The following is a 20,219-nucleotide window of genomic DNA, read 5'->3' on the forward strand; positions in this document are numbered from 1 at the left end:
CCGCTGGGCGGGGAGGGGGTAGGTGCTTATTCGGGAGGGTGGCGGCAGTCCCTCCCCGCCCAGCGGGGGAGGTTAGGTGGGGGTCTAACGCCGCCTATTCCTGCTGTTCCGCCTTCTCCGCCTCGACCTTCACCGGGCCGCCGTCGATGGCGGTCAGGCGCTTCTTCAGGTCGGAGACGTCGGCGAACAGGCGCTTCAGGCGGGCGAGGCCCTTGTATTGTTCGAAGGCGCGGGCGCGGGGCACGGCGGGATAGCCCATCCACACCGACTTCGGCGGGATGTCCATGCCGACGCCGGAATTGGCGGCCACCACCGCGTCGCTGCCGATCTTCACATGGTCGGCGACGCCGACCTTGCCGGCCAGCACCACGCGGTCGCCGATCACCGTGCTGCCGGCGATGCCGACATGGCCGCACAGCATGCAGTTGGTGCCGACCTGGACGTTGTGGCCGATCTGGACGAGGTTGTCGATCTTGGTGCCGCTGCCGATGCGGGTGGCCGTCACCGTGCCGCGGTCGATGGTGGCGCCGGCCCCGACCTCGACGTCGTCGCCCAGGATCACCGTGCCGATGGAGTTCACCCGGCGGATCAGCACGTTGGTGCCGACGACGCGGCCGGTGGACTTGGCCGATTCGACGCTGCCCGGTTCCGGCGTGACGAAGCTGAAGCCGTCGTTGCCGATGGCGGCGTTGGGATGGACGATGCAGCGCGCGCCCATCTCCACCCGCTCGCCGATGCGGGCGCCGGGATGCAGCAGGCAGCCGTCGCCGATCACCGCGTCGGCGCCGACGGTGACGTGCGGCAGGACGATGGCGCCGGACCCGATGCGGGCGCGCGGACCGATATAGGCGAAGGGCGCGATGGAGGCATCCGGCGCCACCACCGCGTCGGGCGCCACATAGGCCTGCGGCGACACCCCCGGCTCGGCATGGACCGGCTTCTCGAACAGGTCCAGCATCCCGGCCATGGCATAGCGCGGACGCTTCACCACGATGCGGTTTTCGATCTCCGCGGGAACCTCGACCCCCTCCGCGACCACGGCGGCGACCGCCTTGCTGCCGGGCAGCAGGGCCAGCAGGTCCTTGTCCATGGCGAGCGCCAGATCCTCCGGCCCCTCCGCCTCCGACGGGTGGACGGCGCGGCGGACCAGGATGGAGCCGTCGCCCTCGATCCGGGCGTCCAGCGCTTCGGCGATCTCGGCCAAAGTACGGGGTGACTGGGGCATGGCAGGCTGGGTCATGGGGGGAGCACCGGTGTCAGAATCTTCACGAACCGCCCTGCCGGACGGCGCGGCGGACCCTAACACGGGCATCCGGCCGATGGCGAGGTGTCAGAACGCGGCCCCTGCCTGCGCATCCCCCGCCTGCCCGCCCTTGGCCCCCGGCCGCAGCCAGCCTTTCACCCGCTCCTTCACCCGCCGCAGCGTCGGCTGGCGCGCCTGGACCGCATAGTATTTGCGCACCGTCTCCAGGATCTCCCAGGTGCCGGTGAAGCCCATCGGCAGGACCAGCGCGTCGCCGGCCCGGTATTCCCGCGGCGTTCCACCCTCCGGCGTGATGATGACGCGGCCGGACAGCAGGACGCAGAACTCATGGTACGGCCAGTCCTTCATCGCCACGATGCCCGGCGTGCACTGCCACACCCCCGACTTGAAGCGGCCATAGTCGCCGTCGAACAGGTTGCGGTGGATCTCCTGCGGCTGGCCGGACAGGATGGCGCCGAAGACCGCCGGCTTGCCGATTTCGTCATCGGCGATGCGGCGGCTCTCGATGGGCACGGGGGTGAAATCGGGCATCGGCTCTCCCGGTCGGACGGTGTCAAGGGTCGGCGGCGCCCCTGCGCAACACCGCGAGCCCCCGAAGGTTCCCGGCGGGATCGAAAAAGTCAGCCGCCCAGATTGACGATCTCCACCCGCCGGTTGGCCGCCGCCTTCGGATCGTCGGGCAGCAGCAGATCCCGCGCGCCCATGCCCGACACCTCGAGCCGGTCGCGGCGGATGTGATGGCGGGTCGCCAGATATTCGACCACCGCCGCCGCCCGCCGCCTGGACAGGGCGAGGTTGGCCGCATCGCCGCCGACGGCGTCGGTGTGTCCGACGATGCGGAAGCGCGTGTTGCCCGCCGCCGCCATCACCGTCGCCACCTTGTCCAGGATCGCCTGCGACTCCGGCTTGATGCGGGCGGAGTTGAAGTCGAACTCCACCCGGAAGGCGGCCCGCAGTTCCGGTGCCGGCAGGGCGGCCGGGCCGGGCAGCGGCGGCAGCGTCACCGGGCCGGGGGAGCGGCGGCGCTTGCTGGCGGCGGAGCCGCGGGGCGCTGCATCGCCACCGGCGGGCAGTTGGGACCGGTGGTGCCGAGCAGCGCCGCCTGGATCTCGCATTCGCTGGGGTTCGGTCCCATCGGCATGGCCGGATTCGGCAGTGCCTGAGCCAAGGCCGCGACCGGCAGAACCAGCCAGACGCAAGCACCGAGCATCAGGCCGAGCCGCATGGGTGCAACGCGGCTCTGCTGCATGGCGGCATTGTTCGGACCGCGGACGGTCGTATCACATTGCCCGTGGAACAGTCCTGCGTGCATCTGTACGATCCCGGTCCGTATCTTTCGTGTAGGGCGCTTGGGAGGAAACAAGCATGAAATCGCTGAAGGCTCTGCTCGCCGGCATCGCGCTGGCCGCGCTGACGGTTCCCACCGTTCTGGCCGGTGCTGCGAACGCTGCCGACTACAAGGCGGAGTACAAGCTTTCCACCGTTCTGGGCAAGCCTTTCCCCTGGGGCATCGGCGGCGACCGCTGGGCCGAACTGGTCAAGGAGAAGACCGGCGGGCGCATCAACATCAAGATGTACCCCGGCAGCTCGCTGGTGAACGGCGACCAGACCAAGGAGTTCACCGCACTCCGCCAGGGCACCATCGACATGGCGGTCGGTTCCACCATCAACTGGTCGCCGCAGGTTAAGGAGCTGAACCTGTTCTCCCTGCCCTTCCTGATGCCCGACCACAAGGCGCTGGATGCCTTGACCAAGGGCGAGGTGGGCAAGAAGCTGTTCGACCTGCTCGCCACCAAGGACGTGGTGCCGCTGGCCTGGGGCGAGAACGGCTTCCGCGAGATTTCCAACTCCAAGCACCCGATCCGCACGCCGGCCGACCTGAAGGGTCTGAAGATCCGCGTCGTCGGCTCGCCGCTCTACCTCGACACCTTCACCGCGCTGGGCGCCAACCCGACGCAGATGAGCTGGGCCGACGCGCAGCCGGCGCTGTCCACCGGCGCGGTCGACGGCCAGGAGAACCCGCTGACCATCTTCGTCGCCGCCAAGCTGGCGACGCTGGGCCAGAAAAACCTGACGCTGTGGGGCTATGTCGCCGATCCGCTGATCTTCGTTGTCAACAAGGAGGTCTGGGCCAGCTGGTCGAAGGAGGACCAGGAGGCCGTGCGCGCCGCCGCCGTCCAGGCCGCGGCCGAAGAGGTCGCCCTCTCCCGCAAGGGCATCACCGCCGAGGACGACAGCCTGCTGAAGGACATCGCCGCCCAGGGCGTGGAGGTGGTGCGCCTGACGCCGGAGCAGCAGAAGGCCTTCCAGACCGCCACCCAGCCGGTCTTCGACAAGTGGGCCAAGCAGATCGGCCCCGATCTGGTGAAGGCGGCCCAGACCGCCATCGCCGAGCGGAAGTGACGGCCTTCGCCGTACGGCGGAACCCGTGACGGAGCGGCGCCCCCGACCGAGGGCGCCGCTTTTTTATGCGCGGACCGCGCGAGCGCGTGATGCACGCTCCACCGGAATGGAGTACATGTGTCTGACGGCGCCAGCCTATCGGGGTATGGCGCGAGCTGAGAGCGGGTTGCGGAGCGGCCGGGTATGACGTCGGAAATGCTGCTGGCGCTGTTCTGCATCGGCGCCACCCTGCTGTTCCTGGCGGTCCGCCGCGGGCTGATCCTTCGCACCGACCGGGAAATCCGCCGTGCCGGCGCGACCCTGGTGGCGGAGCGCGATGCGCTGGAGCGCCAGGCCAACGAGTTGGAAGCCATGCAGGCCGGCATCGGAGCGATGAAGGCCAAGCTGGCCGAGTTGTCGACCGACAGGCTGGTCCTCACCCGCCGCGGCGGCAAGCGCACCGCGGCGTCGCGCCGCTTCATCCACGAGATCGGCCGGCCGGAGCCGGGACGCAAGTGCTTCGTCTTCCGGCTGGCGATGGTGCCGGGATTCGTCGCCCAACCCGATGCCAAGGCGGTGGTCCATCCCGCCATCTGGCGTTTCGAGAATGTGGCGCAGGTGTGGGCCGCCGATTTCGCCGCCGCCCAGATGCTGACCCGCAGCATCTTCCATGAAGGCGTCGGCGTGACGGTATCCAGCGAGGCGGCCGCAGAAGACGCCGTTGCGGGAGCGGCGGCGCCATGACCATCCTGTGGGTGCTGGGGGCGGTCGCCAGCCTGGGCGCCGGCGTGGTGGGGGAACGGATCCTCGGCATCCGCGCCCGCCGCCAGTCGGAGAAGCTGGCCGCGCTGAAGGAGCGGCTGGACGTCTACGCCAACTACGCCAAGCTCGCCGCCGTCCGCCGGGCGGAGACGGAGGAAACGCTGGCCGGCCTGCGCCGCGAGGTGGCGGAGGCGGAGGGCGAGATCCTGTCCCTGCAATCGGCAGTGACCGACGAGGCCGCGCTTGCGCCGATGGAGTTCCATTGCGTCGAGCGCGTCGCCCGTTCCGGCGGCCCGCTGTGGTATGTCGCGGTGGAGGCGCTGGACGCCACCACCCCCTGGTCGGGCGTGCGCCATTACGCCGTCGCCGCCGACACCGCGGAGGATGCGCGCAAGCGGATCGTCGAGCGCTATCCCTCGCCCACCGCTTTCGCCATCTCCCCCGCCGCACAGCTGGTGCTGCCGGAGCGTTGAGGCTTTCGTCGCACTGAAGGCATCGGCTTCGATTGCCCCCACCTAACCTCCCCCGCTGGGCGGGGAGGGTTAGGGTGGGGGTCCAGCGCCGCAAGAAAAAGGGGCGCCCCAATCGGAGCGCCCCCTTCCCCATCACCCCAAGATCAAGCGTTGTTCATGCGGTTGTCGATCAGGTCGGTCACCACGCCCGGATCGGCGAGCGTCGAGGTGTCGCCCAGGCTGTCGTGCTCGTTCGCGGCGATCTTGCGCAGAATGCGGCGCATGATCTTGCCCGAACGGGTCTTCGGCAGGCCGGGGGCCCACTGGATCAGGTCGGGCGAGGCGATCGGGCCGATCTCCTTGCGGACCCAGGCGACCAGTTCCTTGCGCAGCTCTTCCGTCGGGGTCTCGCCGGCGTTCAGCGTGACGTAGGCGTAGATGCCCTGGCCCTTCAGGTCGTGCGGATAGCCGACGACCGCGGCCTCGGCGACCTTCGGGTGGGCGACCAGCGCGCTTTCGACCTCGGCGGTGCCCATGCGGTGGCCGGACACGTTGATGACGTCGTCGACGCGGCCGGTGATCCAGTAATAGCCGTCGGCGTCGCGGCGGCAGCCGTCACCGGTGAAGTACTTGCCCGGGAAGGTCGAGAAGTAGGTCTGGACGAAGCGCTCGTGGTCGCCGAACACCGTGCGCATCTGGCCCGGCCAGCTGTCGGCGATGCAGAGGTTGCCCTCGGTCTCGCCTTCCAGGATCTGGCCTTCGTTGTCGACGACGACCGGCTGGACGCCGAAGAAGGGCTTGGTCGCCGAACCCGGCTTCTGGCCGATGGCGCCGACCAGCGGGGTGATCAGGATGCCGCCGGTCTCCGTCTGCCACCAGGTGTCGACGATCGGGCAGCGGGCATCGCCGACCACATTGTAGTACCACAGCCACGCTTCCGGATTGATCGGCTCGCCGACCGAACCCAGCACGCGGAGCGAGGCGCGCGAGGTCTTCTTGACCGGACCCTCACCCTCGCGCATCAGCGAGCGGATGGCGGTCGGGGCGGTGTAGAAGATGTTGACCTTGTGCTTGTCGATGACCTGCCAGAAGCGCGAGACGTCCGGATAAGTCGGGATGCCTTCGAACATCAGCGTCGTGGCGCCGTTGGCGAGCGGGCCATAGACGATGTAGCTGTGGCCGGTGACCCAGCCCACGTCGGCCGTGCACCAGTAGACCTCGCCGTCCTTGTAGTCGAAGACATACTCGTGGGTCATCGACGCATAGACGAGATAGCCGCCGGTGGTGTGCAGCACGCCCTTCGGCTTGCCGGTCGAGCCGGAGGTGTAGAGGATGAACAGCGGATCCTCGGCGTTCATCTCCTCCGGCGGGCAGTCGGCGGAAACGCTCTCGATCTCCTCGTGGTACCAGAGGTCGCGCCCTTCGGTCCAGGCGACGTCGCCGCCGGTGTGCTTGACCACCAGCACATGCTTGACCATCGGCGCGCCGGCCACCGCCTTGTCGGCGTTGGCCTTCAGCGGCACCTTGCGGCCGCCGCGCAGGCCCTCATCCGACGTGATGACGAAGTGGCTGTCGCAGTCGACGATGCGGTCCTTCAGGCTGTCGGGCGAGAAGCCGCCGAAGACGATGGAATGGATTGCGCCGATGCGGGTGCAGGCCAGCATCGCATAGGCGGCCTCCGGGATCATCGGCAGATAGATGGTGACGCGGTCGCCCTTCTTGACGCCGTTCTTCTTCAGGACGTTGGCGAGACGGCAGACCTTCTCGTGCAGTTCCTTGTAGGTGATGGCCTTGGAAACGCCGGGGTCGTCGCCTTCGAACAGGATCGCGGTCTGGTCGCCGCGGGTCGCCAGATGGCGGTCGATGCAGTTGGCCGACACGTTCAGCGTGCCGTCGTAGAACCAGCGGATATGGACGTCGTCGTTGTAATTGACGTCCTTCACCTTGCTGTAGGGCTTGATCCAATCGATCCGCTTGCCCTGCTCGCCCCAGAACGCCTCGGGGTCCTTGACCGACTGCTCGTACATGCGGGCATAGGCTTCCGCATTCACGTGGGCGGTCGCCGCGATCTCGGGCTTCACCGGAAAGAAGCTGTTGTCGGTCATGAGTGCGATTCCCCCGTTGCTTCCGAATTGGCCGGAAGATGTTGCAGGGCGGCGGGCCGCCGCCCGGAATTGAGCGGCATTATCCACACATGTTGCGGGACGAACAAGCAAATCGGCCCCCGCAGGCCCCCCGACCAAAGGAGGATTGTGTCGCTGATTTTGCGGCGCGAGACTGTTTCTTCCCCAAGCATACCCGGGCATTTCAGGGAATGCGCTGTCCGGCGCCGCATGTCTGCCGACGCCCGCCGGCACAGTGCCGCGACCATCCGCCGCGCCGCACCGCAAAACGCCTCGTGACCGTCCCGTAACGGAATCCCGCTTGCTTAACCCGACCTTAACCGGGTGGCCGGTATAGAGTTGCTGCATTACGGTAACGATCATCGGCGGCAAGGATCGCAATGCCCAGCACCACGAACGCGGACGATCTTCCCGAAGCCGGCGACCGCAGCGACCGCCTCGCCGGTCTGGCCGACCGCACCAGCCTGATGGCCATCGACGCCACCCTGCGCGCGCTCGCCAGCCCTCCCAACGCGAACACCGCCGCCGGCGTGGCCGACATCGCCCGGCGCATGAAGCAGGCGACCAACGACTTCCGCGCCGCGATGCGGGAAGCGGCGGAGTGATCTTGCGGTTACGTTAGCTCCCCTAACCCTTCCCCGCTGAGAGCGGGGAGGGTTAGGGGGCAAGTGTCACCTCAGTTCCTCACGCCCCCTCAGGCCGGAACGCCGACCCCAGCCAGATCGCAAACCCGCGCCCATTCCTCTTCGCTGACCGGGCAGACCGACAGGCGCGACTGGCGCACCAGGGCCATCGACTGCAGGACCGGGTCGGCCTTGATCTGCTTCAGCGTGACGGGCGTCTTCACCGGCATCACCGGGGCGACGTCGACCATGCCGAAACGGCCGGACTCGTCGCTGGGGTCCGGGTAATAGGTGCGGACGATCTCGACGATGCCGACGATCTCCAGCCCTTCGTTGGAATGATAGAAGAAGGCGCGGTCGCCCACCTCCATCGCCTTCAGATTGTTGGACGCCTGGTAATTGCGCACCCCGTCCCAATGGGTCCGGCCGTCGGCGACCATGCGGTCCCAGGAATATTTGAACGGCTCGGACTTCAGCAGCCAGTAGGCCATCGCCGGCGCTCTCCCGCTCAGGCCTTGGGGAAGACGCGGCGCCAGGGCCGGATCGTCACGCTGTCGAACAGGCCGGCCTTGGCATAGGGGTCGGCGGCGGCGAACGCCTGCGCCGCGGCGGCATCGGCGCAATCGACGATCAGCAGGCTGCCGACCATGCCGCTCTGGTCGTCCGACAGCAGCGGACCGCCGGCGAAGATGCGGTCGGCGTTGGCTTCCAGATAGGCCAGATGGTCGGCGCGGTTGGCGGCGCGGACGTCGGCGGCACCGGCCTTGTCGACGCAATGGAACATGAACAGCATGCGATCCCCTCCTCCATACGGTGGAGCGGGAGCCTAGCGCAGGGGACGGCGGCGGGAAAGCGCCTGCTGCAGCCTCATGCCACCACGCGCGGACGCCGCGGCGGCGCCTTGCCGCCCTTGCAGGGGCTGTAGCCGCCGGGGGCGATGCGGCCCAGGCTGATGCCGGTGCGCTCGATCTCGCCGAAACCGCGCAGCCCCATCTCCAGCGTCGCGGCCAGCGCGATGCGGCCGCAGGCTTCGGCGTCGCTGCCGGCGCGGTGATGGTCCAGCGTGATGCCCAGGAAATCGGCCAGATGGTTCAGCCGGTGCGCGGTCAGCGTGGGCCATGCCCGGCGCGCCAGCACGACGGTGCAGAGATAGTCGCAGGCGGGCCAGTCCAGCCCGTAATCGCTCAGGGTGTGGCGCAGCACGCTGAGGTCGAAGGCGGCGTTGTGCGCCAGGATCAGCCGGCCCTGCACGCGCTCCCGCAGTCCCGCCCATACCTCCGGGAATTCGGGAGCGCCGACGACGTCCTCTTCCCGGATGCCGTGGATGGCGCTGTTGAAGGAGTTGAAGCGCAGCTCGCGCGGGCGGATCAGGTGTTCCTCCGTCGCGGTCACGCGACCGTTCTCGATCCAGGCGACGCCGATGGAGCAGGCGCTGGTGCGGGTCTCGTTGGCGGTCTCGAAATCGATGGCGACGGCGTGGCCGGTGATGACGGTCATGAAAATCCGGTCTGGAGGCAGGTCAGAGCGTGAGCAGGCGGGCGAGATCCTCCGGCAGCGCCTCTTCCGCCGCCAGCACCCGCAGCTTCAGCAGGCTGGCGACCGCCATGGCGTCGGTAATGGCGCCGGCCAGCACCATGTCGATGACCTCGGCAAAGGGCACGCGGCGAACCGCCAGCACCTCGGTCTCGTCGGGAGCCGACTCGCCCTGCTCCAGGTCCCAGGCGACGAAGGTGTGGGCGACCTCATCGGTGATGCAGTTGGACAGGTGCAGCTTCATCAACGGCATCCAGCGCCGCGCCGTCAGGCCGGTCTCCTCGCGCAGTTCACGCGCCGCCGATTCCTGCGGTTCCACCCCCTTGCGCCCGCCGCCTTCCGGAATCTCCCAGCTGTACTGCTTCAGCGGGAAGCGGTACTGGCCGACCAGGGTCACCGTGCCGTCGTCATGGACCGGCACCACGCCAGTGGCGAGGCTGCGGGGATGGACGACGCCGTAGATGCCGGGAGCGCCCTTCGGGGTCAGAACCTTGTGTTCGACCACCTCCATCCAGGCATTCTCATACTTCGTCGTGCTGGTCAGCACGGTCCAGGGATTGCCGTTGGCATCACCGGTTTCGATCGGCACGCGAGGTCCCCTCCGTCGGTTGCGACCGGAGTATAGGGAGACCGCTCCGCGGTCGCAATGGCCGCACCACAGCAGGTCACAGACAAAAATGTGTAAAATTTTCCAACAATTGGCGCAAACGAAGTCCAAATCGTTAAATAATGGTTTCTTGACAGACAAATGGACCGCGCTTACTTCTAAATCGCGACAGGAAAGGTCGCGGTCATACTCCGAATGTATAGGGTTCCGGCCCGCCCATTGACCTGGAAAGGGCAGCTACGTGGCTCCGCAGTTCAGCCCACAGGATTTGGAGCGGTGGCGAAACCCCGACTGGCGTATCCGTTTGGCCGCTTGGTGGGAAGGGTATGACCTCTCCCGCCTGCCCCGCGTCCAGAACCGGTCTGACCTGCGTAACTTGAGGAGCGACTTGCGGCACGGACCGGTGGATGCGGTCGGCACGGCGCCGGGCACCACCTCTCCTCCTGCCTCTTCCCTTGCTTCACAGGCCGATCCGATCCCGAACGGTCCGGCAGCCGGCGGAAATCCTGAACTGGACCGGCTGGCGCTGATGCAACTCGACCGCCACGGCGAACCGGTCTGGTCGCCGGCCCGCAGCGAGGGGGCGCAGCTTCTGTGGGGGCAGGACATGACCGGACCGGAGGAGGCCGCCTGGATGGTCGACGCCGTCCGATCCTTCGGGCTGAACCCGGCCAAGAGCGTGCTGGACCTGTCGGCCGGCCTGGGCGGCACCGCCCGCGCGCTGGTGGAAAGCTGCGACACCTGGGTCACCGGGCTGGAGCCGTCGCCATTGCTGGCGAAGCTGGCGATGGACCGGTCGAAGGCGCTGGGGCTGTCGAAGAAGGCGCCCATCGCCCATTACGACCCGGAGCATTTCAACCAGGCCGGCAGCTTCGACCTCGTCATGGCCGACCGCATCGTCCACCGGGTGCGCGACAAGGAACTGTTCCTGGACCGTCTCGGCGAATGCGTGAAGCCCAAGGGCGGCGTCGCCCTGTTCGATTACGTGATCGACGGCGCTCCCGGTTCCTGGGATTCCTGGAACGCGTGGCGGGAGGAGGAGCCGATGGAGGTCTATCCCTGGACCGCCACTCGCATGGCCGACGAACTGACCCAGCGCAACCTCGACCTCCGCATCTCGGAGGATCTGACCCGGCTGCACCGTCGGCACATCATCGACCGTGTGCGCAATCTGGCCGACACGCTGGCCGCCGCCGCTCCGCCCGCCCCGGTGCTGGCGGCGCTGAAGCGCGAGCTTGCCCTGTGGTGGGCGCGGCTGAAGGTTCTAGGCAACGGGTTGCGCTTCGTCCGCTATGTGGCGATGAAGCCGGCATAAGGCGGCGCAACAGACTTCCCTAATGTTCATATGAGTAAAGAAGGCATCCGCCGGCAAGGCATAGGATGATCGATGGAGTTCGTCCGGATTCCACCCAACGGATAGGTTCCGGACGATGCTTCACGACCATGCCCATGCTTGCGCTTTCTTCGAGCCATGCGTTTGATCTGTACCGGCCGCGCCCTACATCTTGCCTGCATGACGCGCGGGCGCCGTTGCGGCTGCCCCAGTCTTTTGGACGATCCCGACCGTCCTTTCGACCGTCATCACCCGGACCGTAACCGAAGCGCTCTCCCAAGCGCCGCTAAGGCGCATGCCCGACCCAAAGGCCCCAATTCAAGAACCAAGGAGGCTTCCCGTGACCACCTTCACCGGTCAGGACTCGCTCAAGACCCGCCGCTCGCTCAGCGCGGGCGGCAAGAGCTACGACTATTTCAGCCTGAAGGCCGCCGAACAGGCGGGCCTCGGCGATCTGTCGCGGCTGCCGTTCTCGATGAAGGTGCTGCTGGAAAACCTGCTGCGCTTCGAGGACGGGCGCACCGTCTCCGTCGACGACGTGAAGGCGGTGGCCCAATGGCTGGTCGACAAGCGGTCCGACCGTGAAATCGCCTATCGCCCGGCGCGCGTGCTGATGCAGGACTTCACCGGCGTGCCGGCGGTCTGCGATCTGGCGGCGATGCGCGAGGCGATGGCGTCGCTGGGCGGCGACCCGACGAAGATCAACCCGCTGGTGCCGGTCGACCTCGTCATCGACCATTCAGTGATGGTCGATTACTTCGGCGGCGCCGACGCCTTCGAAAAGAACGTCGAACTGGAGTTCGAGCGCAATCTGGAGCGCTACGCTTTCCTGCGCTGGGGCCAGAAGGCTTTCGACAATTTCCGCGTGGTGCCGCCGGGCACCGGCATCTGCCATCAGGTGAACACCGAATACCTGTCGCAGGTGGTGTGGACCGACAATGACCCGTCGGGCAAGCCGGTGGCCTATCCCGACACGCTGGTCGGCACCGACAGCCACACCACCATGGTCAATGGCCTGTCCGTCCTGGGATGGGGCGTCGGCGGCATCGAGGCGGAGGCCGCGATGCTGGGCCAGCCGATCTCCATGCTGATCCCGGAGGTCGTCGGCTTCAAGCTGACCGGCCGGCTGAAGGAAGGCACCACCGCCACCGACCTCGTGCTGACCGTCACCCAGATGCTGCGCAAGAAGGGCGTGGTCGGCAAATTCGTGGAGTTCTTCGGGCCGGGCCTGGACAGCATGACGCTGCCCGACCGCGCCACCATCGGCAACATGGCGCCGGAATACGGCGCCACCTGCGGCATCTTCCCGATCGACGCCGAGACCATCCGCTACCTGACCTTCACCGGCCGCGATCCTGACCGCGTGGCGCTGGTGGAAGCCTATGCCAAGGCCCAGGGCATGTGGCGCGAGCCGAACAGCCCCGACCCGGTCTTCACCGACGTGCTTGAGTTGGACATGGGCACGGTGGAGCCGTCGCTGGCCGGGCCGAAGCGCCCGCAGGACCGCGTCGCGCTGTCGGCGGTGGCGCAGGGCTTCGCCAAGGACATGACGGAGGCCTACAAGGCCGACGACCCGAAGAAGGCGGTCCCGGTGAAGGGCACCGACTACAGCCTGGAGCAGGGTGCCGTCGTCATCGCCGCAATCACCTCCTGCACCAACACCTCCAACCCGGCGGTGCTGGTCGCCGCCGGCCTGCTCGCCAAGAAGGCGGTGGAGAAGGGTCTGACGCAGAAGCCGTGGGTCAAGACCTCGCTGGCGCCGGGATCGCAGGTGGTCACCGACTATCTCGCCAAGGCCGGGCTGCAGCCCTATCTGGACCGCATCGGCTTCAACATCGTCGGCTATGGCTGCACCACCTGCATCGGCAACTCCGGCCCGCTGCCGGACGCCATCGCCGCGGCGGTGGAGGAAGGCAATCTGGTGGTCGGCGCCGTGCTGTCGGGCAACCGCAACTTCGAGGGCCGCGTCAACCCGCACACCCGCGCCAACTATCTGGCTTCGCCGCCGCTGTGCGTCGCCTATGCGCTGGCCGGCAACCTGAACATCGACCTGACCAAGCAGCCCATCGGCATGGGCACCGACGGTCCGGTCTATCTGAAGGACGTCTGGCCGAGCAACCGCGAGGTCCAGGACGCCATCGACGCCTCGCTGACCGCCGACATGTTCCGCAGCCGCTATTCCGACGTGTTCAAGGGTCCGGAGCAATGGCAGGCCATCGCAACGGCGGAAGGCCAGACCTACCAGTGGCAGGAGGGCTCCACCTATGTGAAGCTGCCGCCCTTCTTCAGCGGCCTGACCAAGACGCCTGACCCGGTGTCGGACGTGCGCGGCGCGCGGGCGCTGGCGGTGCTGGGCGATTCCATCACCACCGACCACATCTCCCCCGCAGGCTCGATCAAGCGGACCAGCCCGGCCGGCGAGTATCTGCTGAGCTATCAGGTCCGTCCGCAGGACTTCAACAGCTACGGCGCCCGCCGCGGCAACCATGAAGTCATGATGCGCGGCACCTTCGCCAACATCCGCATCCGCAACGAGCTGATCCCCGGCGTGGAGGGCGGCGAGACCAAGCATTACCCGTCGGGCGAACAGCTGCCGATCTACACCGCCGCCATGCGCTACGCCGACGAAGGCGTGCCGCTGGTGGTGGTCGCCGGCAAGGAATACGGCACGGGGTCGAGCCGCGACTGGGCGGCGAAGGGCACCCGGCTGCTGGGCATCCGCGCGGTGATCGCCGAGAGCTTCGAGCGCATCCACCGCTCCAACCTCGTCGGGATGGGCATCCTGCCGCTGCAGTTCAAGGACGGCCTCACCCGCGCCGACCTGAAGCTGGACGGGTCGGAGAGCTTCGACATCGCCGGCATCGAGCAGGATCTGCGCCCGCGCAAGGACGTGACCCTGACCCTGACCCGCGCCGACGGCAAGGTCGAGACCTACACGCTCCTGCTGCGCATCGATACGCTGGACGAGGTGGAGTATTACAGGAACGGCGGCGTTCTGAACTTCGTGCTGCGGAATCTGGCGAAGTAAGGCTGCCGAAGGCTGAGTAAGGAAAGGGCCGCTTCCCGGTGGGGAGCGGCCCTTTTGCTTGGGAAGCTGTCGTTGCGGCCGGCCCTCACGCCGCCCCGGCGCTCGCCATCATGCGGCGGAGGTCGTTGGGGAAAACCGGCTTGTGCAGCAGGCGGAAGCCGCGGCGCTCGGCCTCCTCCTGGCGTTCGGTGCTGGTGTCGCCGGTCAGGATGATGCCGGGAACGGTCCGGCCCAGCATGCTTTGGACCGCGACCACCGCCTCCGGACCGGTGCGGCCCTGCTGGAGCTGGTAGTCGGCCAGAACGATCTGCGGGCAGCGGCCATCGGCGCGCAGCCGTTCCAGCGCCTGATCGCCGGACTTGGCGGTCAGCACGTCATAGCCCCAGCCCTCCAGGATCGCCTTCAGGCCGAGCAGGATGATCGCCTCGTCGTCGATCACCAGCACCATGCCCTTCGCGTCCGTATCCTGGGCGGAGGGAACCGCCGGCGTCCGCTGGGTGGCCGGCAGGGCTGCCGGCTGGGCGGACGGAGAAGCCGCGGCAGGCGCGGCGACCGCCGTCTTGACCGCAACGCCGCCACCGCTCGCCGTCCCCCTGCCCTTGCCGCCGCCGAAGGCGCTGGCGATGGCGCTGATCGCCTGCCCACGGTCGTTGGCGGCGGCATTGGCCGCATCGTTGGCGGAGCGGCGGGCCAGCGTCGCCGCAGCGGCGGCGGTGCCGCTGGCGGGACGGGCGCCGCCCAGGATCACCCTCGGCAGCTCCACCGCGAAGACCGAGCCCTTGCCCTCCCACGACCGCACCGTCACCGGATGGCCAAGCAGGCGCGACAGCCGCTTGACGATGGCCAACCCCAGCCCCAGGCCGCGCTCGCTGCGCTCGCCCAACTGGGTGAACTCCTCGAAGATGTCCTCCAGCCGGTCGGCGGGGATGCCGGCGCCGGTGTCCCACACCTCCACCCGCATGCCCGACGGCGTGCGGCGGCAGCCCAGCAGAACCTTGCCGCTGGCGGTGTAGCGCAGGGCGTTTTCCACCAGATTGCGCAGGATGCGCTCCAGATGGGCGGGGTCGGTGCGCACCCAGGCGCGGGTCGGCACGGCGCGCAGTTCCAGCCCCTTCTGGGCTGCACGCGGACCATATTCGGCGACCAGCCGGCCGAGCAGCTGGTTCAGGCGCACCTCGACCGGAGCGGCGACGATCTTGCCGGACTCCAGCCGCGACATGTCGAGCAGCCCGTCCAGCAGGCCCTTCAGCGTGTCCAGCCCCTGGCGGATGTTGTCCAGGATCGGCAGGGCGGAGTGACCCTGCAGCCGGTCGCTCAGCGCCGCGGTGAAGAGATAGAGCGACTGGACCGGCTGGCGCAGGTCGTGGCTGGCGGCAGCCAGGAACTTGGATTTGCCTTCGTTGGCCTGATCGGCCTCCTCCCGCGCGCGGTGCAGCTCGGCCTCGGCTTTCTTGCGGTCGGTGACCTCGACGGCGGCACAGGTGACGCCCTCCACCCGGCCGGAGGGATCGCGCAGCGGATCGACGGTCAGGTCGAAGAAGCGGTCCTCGTCCTTGCAGCGGATCCGCACCTCTTCGCGCGCCCCGACGCCGCTCTCCATCACGCGGCGCTTCAACGCCATCACCCCGTCGGCATCCTCGCGCTGGCTGCACAGGTCGGCGTCCGTGCGGCCGATCAGCGCGTCGGGCGCAAAGCCCAGCCATTCCGAATGCGCCCAGGTATAGCGCAGGTCGCGGTCCTGGTTGAACACCACCACGCCGGAATTGCGCAGGCCGGTACGCACGCGCTCCTCGGCGACGCGCAGGGCCTCTTCGGTGCGCTTGCGTTCGGTGATGTCGATGCCCGACGCGATCAGATGGGTGACATGGCCGTCGGCATCGACCATCGGGGTCAGGTTGACGTCCACCGTCATCTCGCGCCCGTCGCCCAGCCGCAGCCCGGAATCGAAGCGGGAGGAGCGGCCGTGCGCCCCCAGAGCCAGCGCCTGGCGAAGCCGTTCGCGACCGGCATCGTCGAAGGACAGCCAGCAGATCTCGTCGAAAGGCCGGCCGACGATGCGGGCGGCCGGCAGCCCGGCGGCATCGGCGGCGGCACGATTGACCTGGGCCACCGCCCCGTCCGGCGTCAGCACGCCGACATAGGCCGGCAGCGCGTCCAGAACGGCGCGGATGTGGCTTTCCGAGTGGCGCAGCGCCGCTTCGCGCGCCTCCAGCCGGTCGGCCATCATGTCGAAGGCGTGGCCGAGCTGGCCGATCTCCGACGAGCGGTCGGACAGCTTGACGCGGGTGGCGGTCTTGCCCTCGCTCCAGTCGCGGGCGGCGGAGACCAGCGCGTCGACCGGGCGGCGGATGAACAGGGTGCCGCCGATCCAGGCGGCGGCGGCGGCGACCAGGAAACCGGACAGCGTCATCAGCAGCCCGTCGCGTGTCGCGCGGTCCACCGCACCCATGGCGGCGCCGCGATCGACACCGACGCTGATGAACAGGTCGCGGATGCCGGCGGACGGCGGGGAGAAGGCCAGGATGCGCGACACGCCGTCGAGACCGGGCAGCATGGTCACGCCGGCTTCCCGCTCCGACAGAAGTCCCAGATAGCTGTCCGGCAGCCGTTCGCCGGGGCGGCCCTGGGTGCCCGGCAGCTTCACCAGGATGGTGCCGGACCGGTCGGTGACGGTCAGGGCCGTGTTTTCCGGCATCGTACGGGCGGCGAAGATGGAGGCCAGCCGCGGCACGTCGATGGACAGGGCGACCACGCCGGCCCGCCGGCCGTCACCATCGGAGTAGGGGGTGGCGACCGGCAGTTCGCCGCCATCGGCGCCGGAATGGGTGATCGTCCATTCCCCGACGGCGAAGCGCCCCTGCGCCATCGCCCGGCGGAAATGCGGCTGGGCGCTCAGCGAGGAACCGACGCGCGACGGGTCGGCGCTGCACAGGATGCGCCCCTCGGCATTGGTGATCGACAGGTTGCGGTAGTCGGCGGAACGGTTGGCCAGCCGTTCCAGGAAGGTCTGGCAGTTTTCGATGTCGCCCCGGCGAAGGAATTGCGCCTCCGTCACTGCGGTGACCATCAGGCGGGCGCTGTCTAGGATGCGGAAATGCTCGCTCTCCACCTGACGCAGCAGCCGTTCGGCCTGGAGGGTGACCTCCGCCTCGCGTTCCGCCCGCTGTTCGAGCACGCTGTAGATCTGGATGCCGATCGCCGGCAGCACCGCGAGCAGGACCAGGATGAAGAGGCGTGCCAGAAGGGTCATGGCGTAGACGAGGCTCCCACCGCGAAGCCGACCGGATGGCGCACCAGATGCACCACCGTGCCGCTGGTCTATCGCTAACGCACTTATGGTTAAGCGCCGGTTAATTTAGGTAACAGTTGGGTAGAATAGGCAGTTGGCATCCGGTCGAGGCCAAGAAACGCCCCCGTAGAATGCCGGCCGATTATCCACATTTGCATCAAAATTCAAAACATACCCCCAAGGAGTGGTTATCGCCAAAAGGGGTATGCCTTTGCCGCGACCTGACCTTCCGCCGGCATGGCTTCCGATTACCGGCGATGCGGGAACAGCGGCGGAGATGGAGTGTTGATCGCTTGCAATGACCCATCCCTTTTCCTCCCCCGCTCCGCACCACCCCCTGGGCACGCCGCGCCGCGTCGGGGTGGAACTCGAATTCGCCGACCTGGACGCGCCGTCGGCCGCGTCCTGCGTGCGCGAACTGTTCGGGGGGACAGTCACGGTCGAAAACCCGCACCGATGTCTGGTGACCGGCACCAGCCTGGGCGATTTCACGGTGGAGCTGGACATGCGCTCCGCCCATCCCGGCAAGGGAGGGGCCAAGGTGCTGGACCCCTTGCGCCCGATTTGGGGCAACATCGGCAGTCTGGTAATGCCGTTCGAGATCGCCGCCCCGCCGGTGACGGTGGAGCAGATGCCGGAACTGGAGAGGCTGGTCGCCTGCCTGCGCGCCCGCGGCGCCGCCGGGACGGAGGCGAGCCCCCTCTTCGCCTTCGGACTGCACTTCAATCCGGAGGTGGCGCGGACCGACGGCGATTATGTGCTGGACCATCTGAAGGCCTTCCTGATCCTGGCGCCCTGGCTGCGGCGGGAGATCCGCGTCGATCCGACCCGCCGCCTGTCCGGCTTCATCGCCGCCTTCCCCGCCGCCTATGCCGCCAAGCTCGCCGATCCGGCCTATCGTCCCGACCTGGGCGGCCTGATCGACGATTATCTGGCCGACAACCCGACCCGGAACCGCGAGCTGGACCTGTTCCCGCTGTTCGCCCATCTCGACCGCGACCGGCTGGCCCGGGCAATGGAGGACCCCCACATCCGCCCGCGCCCGACCTTCCATTACCGGCTGCCCAATGCGCGGCTGAGCGATCCGGACTGGTCGCTGGCCGCCGACTGGAACCGCTGGGTGGCGGTGGAGCGGCTGGCGGCCGACCGCGCCCTGCTGGACGGGCTGGGCGCCGAGTACCGGCAGGTGGCCGAGACGCAGGCGCCGGAGCGCTGGGCCGAGCGGATCGACGGCTTCATCGCCGCGAACCCCGCCATCCATGGCCCTTCCGATCCGGGCGAGGCCGCTGCGGACGGCACGCTGCGGCAGGCCGGCTGAAAAGGGGAGCGTGCCATGGCTGCCGTCATCGGAAGATCCCGGCCGCTGGTCGGCATCACTGCCTCCGTCCATGGCAGCCGCATCGCCGCCATGGCCAACCGCCTTGCCCTGTGGCGGGCCGGCGCGGCATCGGTCCGCATCACGGCCGAGGCGCCCTTTCCCATCGACCGGCTGGATGCGCTGGTGGTCGGCGGCGGCGACGACATTGACGCCGCGCTCTACGGCGAATCCGCCCGGCCGCACATCCGCATCGATCCCGACCGCGACCGGCTGGAGATGCGCGCGCTGGATTGTGCCGCCAAGCTCGGCCTGCCGGTGCTGGGCATCTGCCGCGGATCGCAGATGATCAACGTCCACCGCGGCGGCTCGCTGCACATCGACATCCACGAGGTGTACGAGGAAGCGCCGCACATGCGCACCGTGCTGCCGCGCAAGCGCATCCGCATCGAACCCGACAGCCGGCTCTACCGCATTCTCGGCATCGCCGAATGCCGGGTGAACGCCCTGCACCACCAGTCGGTGGACCGCGTCGGCGACGGCCTGCGCGTCGTCGCCCGCGAGCGCGCCGGCATCGTCCAGGGCATCGAGGCGCCGAAGGAGCCCTTCCTGATCGGCGTGCAGTGGCACCCGGAATATCTGGTGGCGGACAGCCGCCAGCAGGGCCTGTTCCGCCGTCTGGTCGCCACCGCTATCGGCACCGCCCCACTGGACGAGATCGCCGGAAGCTCCCAGGCCGATGTTGACCGGGCAGAGACCTCACCCGCCCGCCAGTCGATGCGGGCGCAGGGCTGAGGCCCTCCGGATCGCAGCACCAACGGCGCCTGTATCCTGCCTCGCTCGGCACTGGCGTGCCTTGTCGCGCCATCCCGTTGAAGACGCTTCATTCCCAAACAACGAGGGCGCCGCCGGAGGGATGGCTCCGGCGACGCCCGCGGTTGTCATGGCCGCGAAGCGGACGTTACTGGCTGCCGCCCTGGTCCGGGCCGCAGTTCGGGGTGCCCGGCGGGCAATGGGTGCCCGTCGCGGTCTGGTTGTCGCGCGGGATGTTGCTGCCGGTGTTGTTGCCCATGCCCGACGGGGCGGTGGTCACACCCGGCACCGACGAACCGGACATGCCGTCGCTGGTGGTGCCGGTCGAACCCGAGGTGCCCGGAGCATTGAGCGGGCCGTTGCCCGTCGCACCGGCCGACGGCGAGGTGGTGGCGCCCGGTTCGGTGCGGACCACGCCGTCCGGACCGGTGTAGCCGCTGCTGGTGCTCGGGGCGGTATCGTAGGCGCCGGTGCTCTTGAGGGCGCCGGGGCTGGTTTGCTGAGCGGTCTGGGCCATGGCCGGGCCGGCCATCAGGAGAACCGCCGAAACGGCGCCGATCATCAGGTTACGCATCCTCGAACTCCTTCATGGTGGCAACGCCTCGCATTCGGGCGTCTTTCGGAACGGGGCTGATGGCGGACCTGCATCGCGTGCCGCGTCGGCGTCGCGTCTGCCGGCCGGGCCATCGCCTCTT

The 20,219-nt window shown here is 68.4% G+C and carries 19 protein-coding genes; 8 read left to right on the forward strand and 11 right to left on the reverse strand.

Annotated elements, in window-relative coordinates; all coding sequences use genetic code 11:
* Window positions 1-94 precede the first annotated feature (94 nt).
* The 4 genes from lpxD to AB8P05_RS06880 form a co-directional block, all read right to left on the reverse strand.
* Window positions 95-1,240, reverse strand: coding sequence for a UDP-3-O-(3-hydroxymyristoyl)glucosamine N-acyltransferase (gene lpxD / locus AB8P05_RS06865; protein WP_455172485.1), 1,146 nt, complete (start codon window positions 1,238-1,240; stop codon window positions 95-97).
* Between the two features lie 90 nt (window positions 1,241-1,330).
* Window positions 1,331-1,795 carry a cupin domain-containing protein gene (locus AB8P05_RS06870; protein ID WP_472759291.1) on the reverse strand — a complete coding sequence of 155 codons (465 nt, stop codon included), beginning with the start codon at window positions 1,793-1,795 and terminating at the stop codon, window positions 1,331-1,333.
* 89 nt (window positions 1,796-1,884) lie between these two features.
* Window positions 1,885-2,268: an OmpA family protein gene (locus AB8P05_RS06875; RefSeq protein ID WP_472759292.1), complete on the reverse strand. Its 384-nt coding sequence runs from the start codon at window positions 2,266-2,268 to the stop codon at window positions 1,885-1,887.
* The gene (locus AB8P05_RS06880; RefSeq protein WP_472759293.1) at window positions 2,265-2,576 is read right to left on the reverse strand and encodes a hypothetical protein; all 312 of its coding nucleotides are present in this window, start codon (window positions 2,574-2,576) and stop codon (window positions 2,265-2,267) included. Before AB8P05_RS06880 ends, AB8P05_RS06875 begins: the two co-directional genes overlap by 4 nt.
* 53 nt (window positions 2,577-2,629) lie before the next feature.
* Here AB8P05_RS06880 and AB8P05_RS06885 point away from each other — a divergent pair, with 53 nt between their 5' ends.
* The 3 genes from AB8P05_RS06885 to AB8P05_RS06895 all read left to right on the forward strand — a co-directional run bounded on the left by AB8P05_RS06885 (window position 2,630) and on the right by AB8P05_RS06895 (window position 4,881).
* The gene (locus AB8P05_RS06885) at window positions 2,630-3,667 is read left to right on the forward strand and encodes a DctP family TRAP transporter solute-binding subunit (RefSeq protein WP_472759294.1); all 1,038 of its coding nucleotides are present in this window, start codon (window positions 2,630-2,632) and stop codon (window positions 3,665-3,667) included.
* A 183-nt stretch (window positions 3,668-3,850) separates the two neighbouring features.
* Window positions 3,851-4,390, forward strand: coding sequence for a hypothetical protein (locus AB8P05_RS06890; protein ID WP_472759295.1), 540 nt, complete (start codon window positions 3,851-3,853; stop codon window positions 4,388-4,390).
* The gene (locus AB8P05_RS06895; RefSeq protein ID WP_472759296.1) at window positions 4,387-4,881 is read left to right on the forward strand and encodes a hypothetical protein; all 495 of its coding nucleotides are present in this window, start codon (window positions 4,387-4,389) and stop codon (window positions 4,879-4,881) included. Before AB8P05_RS06890 ends, AB8P05_RS06895 begins: the two co-directional genes overlap by 4 nt.
* A gap of 143 nt (window positions 4,882-5,024) precedes the next feature.
* On the opposite strand, the gene acs is transcribed toward AB8P05_RS06895, so the two are convergent.
* A complete protein-coding gene (gene acs, locus AB8P05_RS06900) occupies window positions 5,025-6,965 on the reverse strand; it encodes an acetate--CoA ligase (protein ID WP_455172491.1) in 1,941 nt (646 codons plus the stop codon).
* A gap of 398 nt (window positions 6,966-7,363) precedes the next feature.
* Between acs and AB8P05_RS06905 the strand changes: the two genes are divergently transcribed.
* Window positions 7,364-7,588, forward strand: coding sequence for a hypothetical protein (locus AB8P05_RS06905; RefSeq protein ID WP_472759297.1), 225 nt, complete (start codon window positions 7,364-7,366; stop codon window positions 7,586-7,588).
* A gap of 89 nt (window positions 7,589-7,677) precedes the next feature.
* Here AB8P05_RS06905 and AB8P05_RS06910 read toward each other — a convergent pair whose 3' ends face one another.
* The 4 genes from AB8P05_RS06910 to AB8P05_RS06925 all read right to left on the reverse strand — a co-directional run bounded on the left by AB8P05_RS06910 (window position 7,678) and on the right by AB8P05_RS06925 (window position 9,728).
* The gene (locus AB8P05_RS06910; RefSeq protein ID WP_472757417.1) at window positions 7,678-8,097 is read right to left on the reverse strand and encodes an EVE domain-containing protein; all 420 of its coding nucleotides are present in this window, start codon (window positions 8,095-8,097) and stop codon (window positions 7,678-7,680) included.
* Window positions 8,098-8,114: 17 nt separating this feature from the next.
* A complete protein-coding gene (locus AB8P05_RS06915; RefSeq protein WP_455172494.1) occupies window positions 8,115-8,399 on the reverse strand; it encodes a YciI family protein in 285 nt (94 codons plus the stop codon).
* A gap of 74 nt (window positions 8,400-8,473) precedes the next feature.
* Window positions 8,474-9,103, reverse strand: a complete 630-nt coding sequence (locus AB8P05_RS06920) for a 3'-5' exonuclease (protein WP_455172495.1) — start codon at window positions 9,101-9,103, stop codon at window positions 8,474-8,476.
* Between the two features lie 22 nt (window positions 9,104-9,125).
* A complete protein-coding gene (locus AB8P05_RS06925) occupies window positions 9,126-9,728 on the reverse strand; it encodes an NUDIX domain-containing protein (protein WP_455172496.1) in 603 nt (200 codons plus the stop codon).
* 259 nt (window positions 9,729-9,987) lie between these two features.
* On the opposite strand from AB8P05_RS06925, the gene AB8P05_RS06930 reads away from it, so the two are divergent.
* Both AB8P05_RS06930 and acnA read left to right on the forward strand, forming a co-directional pair.
* Window positions 9,988-11,061, forward strand: a complete 1,074-nt coding sequence (locus tag AB8P05_RS06930) for a class I SAM-dependent methyltransferase (protein WP_472757418.1) — start codon at window positions 9,988-9,990, stop codon at window positions 11,059-11,061.
* A 358-nt stretch (window positions 11,062-11,419) separates the two neighbouring features.
* Window positions 11,420-14,107 (forward strand): aconitate hydratase AcnA, encoded by a 2,688-nt coding sequence (gene acnA / locus AB8P05_RS06935; RefSeq protein ID WP_472757419.1) that lies wholly within the window; start codon window positions 11,420-11,422, stop codon window positions 14,105-14,107.
* A gap of 85 nt (window positions 14,108-14,192) precedes the next feature.
* Here acnA and AB8P05_RS06940 read toward each other — a convergent pair whose 3' ends face one another.
* Entirely contained in the window at window positions 14,193-17,357 is a 3,165-nt protein-coding gene (locus AB8P05_RS06940; protein ID WP_472757420.1) for a PAS domain-containing protein, read from the reverse strand.
* Window positions 17,358-17,694: 337 nt separating this feature from the next.
* On the opposite strand from AB8P05_RS06940, the gene AB8P05_RS06945 reads away from it, so the two are divergent.
* Both AB8P05_RS06945 and AB8P05_RS06950 read left to right on the forward strand, forming a co-directional pair.
* The gene (locus AB8P05_RS06945; protein ID WP_472757421.1) at window positions 17,695-18,714 is read left to right on the forward strand and encodes an amidoligase family protein; all 1,020 of its coding nucleotides are present in this window, start codon (window positions 17,695-17,697) and stop codon (window positions 18,712-18,714) included.
* A 15-nt stretch (window positions 18,715-18,729) separates the two neighbouring features.
* Window positions 18,730-19,506: a gamma-glutamyl-gamma-aminobutyrate hydrolase family protein gene (locus AB8P05_RS06950; protein ID WP_472757422.1), complete on the forward strand. Its 777-nt coding sequence runs from the start codon at window positions 18,730-18,732 to the stop codon at window positions 19,504-19,506.
* 166 nt (window positions 19,507-19,672) lie between these two features.
* Here AB8P05_RS06950 and AB8P05_RS06955 read toward each other — a convergent pair whose 3' ends face one another.
* The gene (locus AB8P05_RS06955; RefSeq protein ID WP_455172502.1) at window positions 19,673-20,098 is read right to left on the reverse strand and encodes a hypothetical protein; all 426 of its coding nucleotides are present in this window, start codon (window positions 20,096-20,098) and stop codon (window positions 19,673-19,675) included.
* Between the last annotated feature and the right edge of the window lie 121 nt (window positions 20,099-20,219).

The sequence above is a fragment of the Azospirillum sp. VT-I1 genome, assembly GCF_055698305.1.

What these genes read in the sequence shown, in the direction of transcription:
- lpxD (WP_455172485.1), bottom strand. Translation starts at nt 1,240, where the DNA reads ATGACCCAGCCTGCCATGCCCCAGTCACCCCGTACTTTGGCCGAGATC.
- AB8P05_RS06870 (WP_472759291.1), bottom strand. Translation starts at nt 1,795, where the DNA reads ATGCCCGATTTCACCCCCGTGCCCATCGAGAGCCGCCGCATCGCCGAT.
- AB8P05_RS06880 (WP_472759293.1), bottom strand. Translation starts at nt 2,576, where the DNA reads ATGCACGCAGGACTGTTCCACGGGCAATGTGATACGACCGTCCGCGGT.
- AB8P05_RS06885 (WP_472759294.1), top strand. Translation starts at nt 2,630, where the DNA reads ATGAAATCGCTGAAGGCTCTGCTCGCCGGCATCGCGCTGGCCGCGCTG.
- AB8P05_RS06890 (WP_472759295.1), top strand. Translation starts at nt 3,851, where the DNA reads ATGACGTCGGAAATGCTGCTGGCGCTGTTCTGCATCGGCGCCACCCTG.
- AB8P05_RS06895 (WP_472759296.1), top strand. Translation starts at nt 4,387, where the DNA reads ATGACCATCCTGTGGGTGCTGGGGGCGGTCGCCAGCCTGGGCGCCGGC.
- acs (WP_455172491.1), bottom strand. Translation starts at nt 6,965, where the DNA reads ATGACCGACAACAGCTTCTTTCCGGTGAAGCCCGAGATCGCGGCGACC.
- AB8P05_RS06905 (WP_472759297.1), top strand. Translation starts at nt 7,364, where the DNA reads ATGCCCAGCACCACGAACGCGGACGATCTTCCCGAAGCCGGCGACCGC.
- AB8P05_RS06910 (WP_472757417.1), bottom strand. Translation starts at nt 8,097, where the DNA reads ATGGCCTACTGGCTGCTGAAGTCCGAGCCGTTCAAATATTCCTGGGAC.
- AB8P05_RS06915 (WP_455172494.1), bottom strand. Translation starts at nt 8,399, where the DNA reads ATGCTGTTCATGTTCCATTGCGTCGACAAGGCCGGTGCCGCCGACGTC.
- AB8P05_RS06920 (WP_455172495.1), bottom strand. Translation starts at nt 9,103, where the DNA reads ATGACCGTCATCACCGGCCACGCCGTCGCCATCGATTTCGAGACCGCC.
- AB8P05_RS06940 (WP_472757420.1), bottom strand. Translation starts at nt 17,357, where the DNA reads ATGACCCTTCTGGCACGCCTCTTCATCCTGGTCCTGCTCGCGGTGCTG.
- AB8P05_RS06945 (WP_472757421.1), top strand. Translation starts at nt 17,695, where the DNA reads ATGACCCATCCCTTTTCCTCCCCCGCTCCGCACCACCCCCTGGGCACG.
- AB8P05_RS06950 (WP_472757422.1), top strand. Translation starts at nt 18,730, where the DNA reads ATGGCTGCCGTCATCGGAAGATCCCGGCCGCTGGTCGGCATCACTGCC.
- AB8P05_RS06955 (WP_455172502.1), bottom strand. Translation starts at nt 20,098, where the DNA reads ATGCGTAACCTGATGATCGGCGCCGTTTCGGCGGTTCTCCTGATGGCC.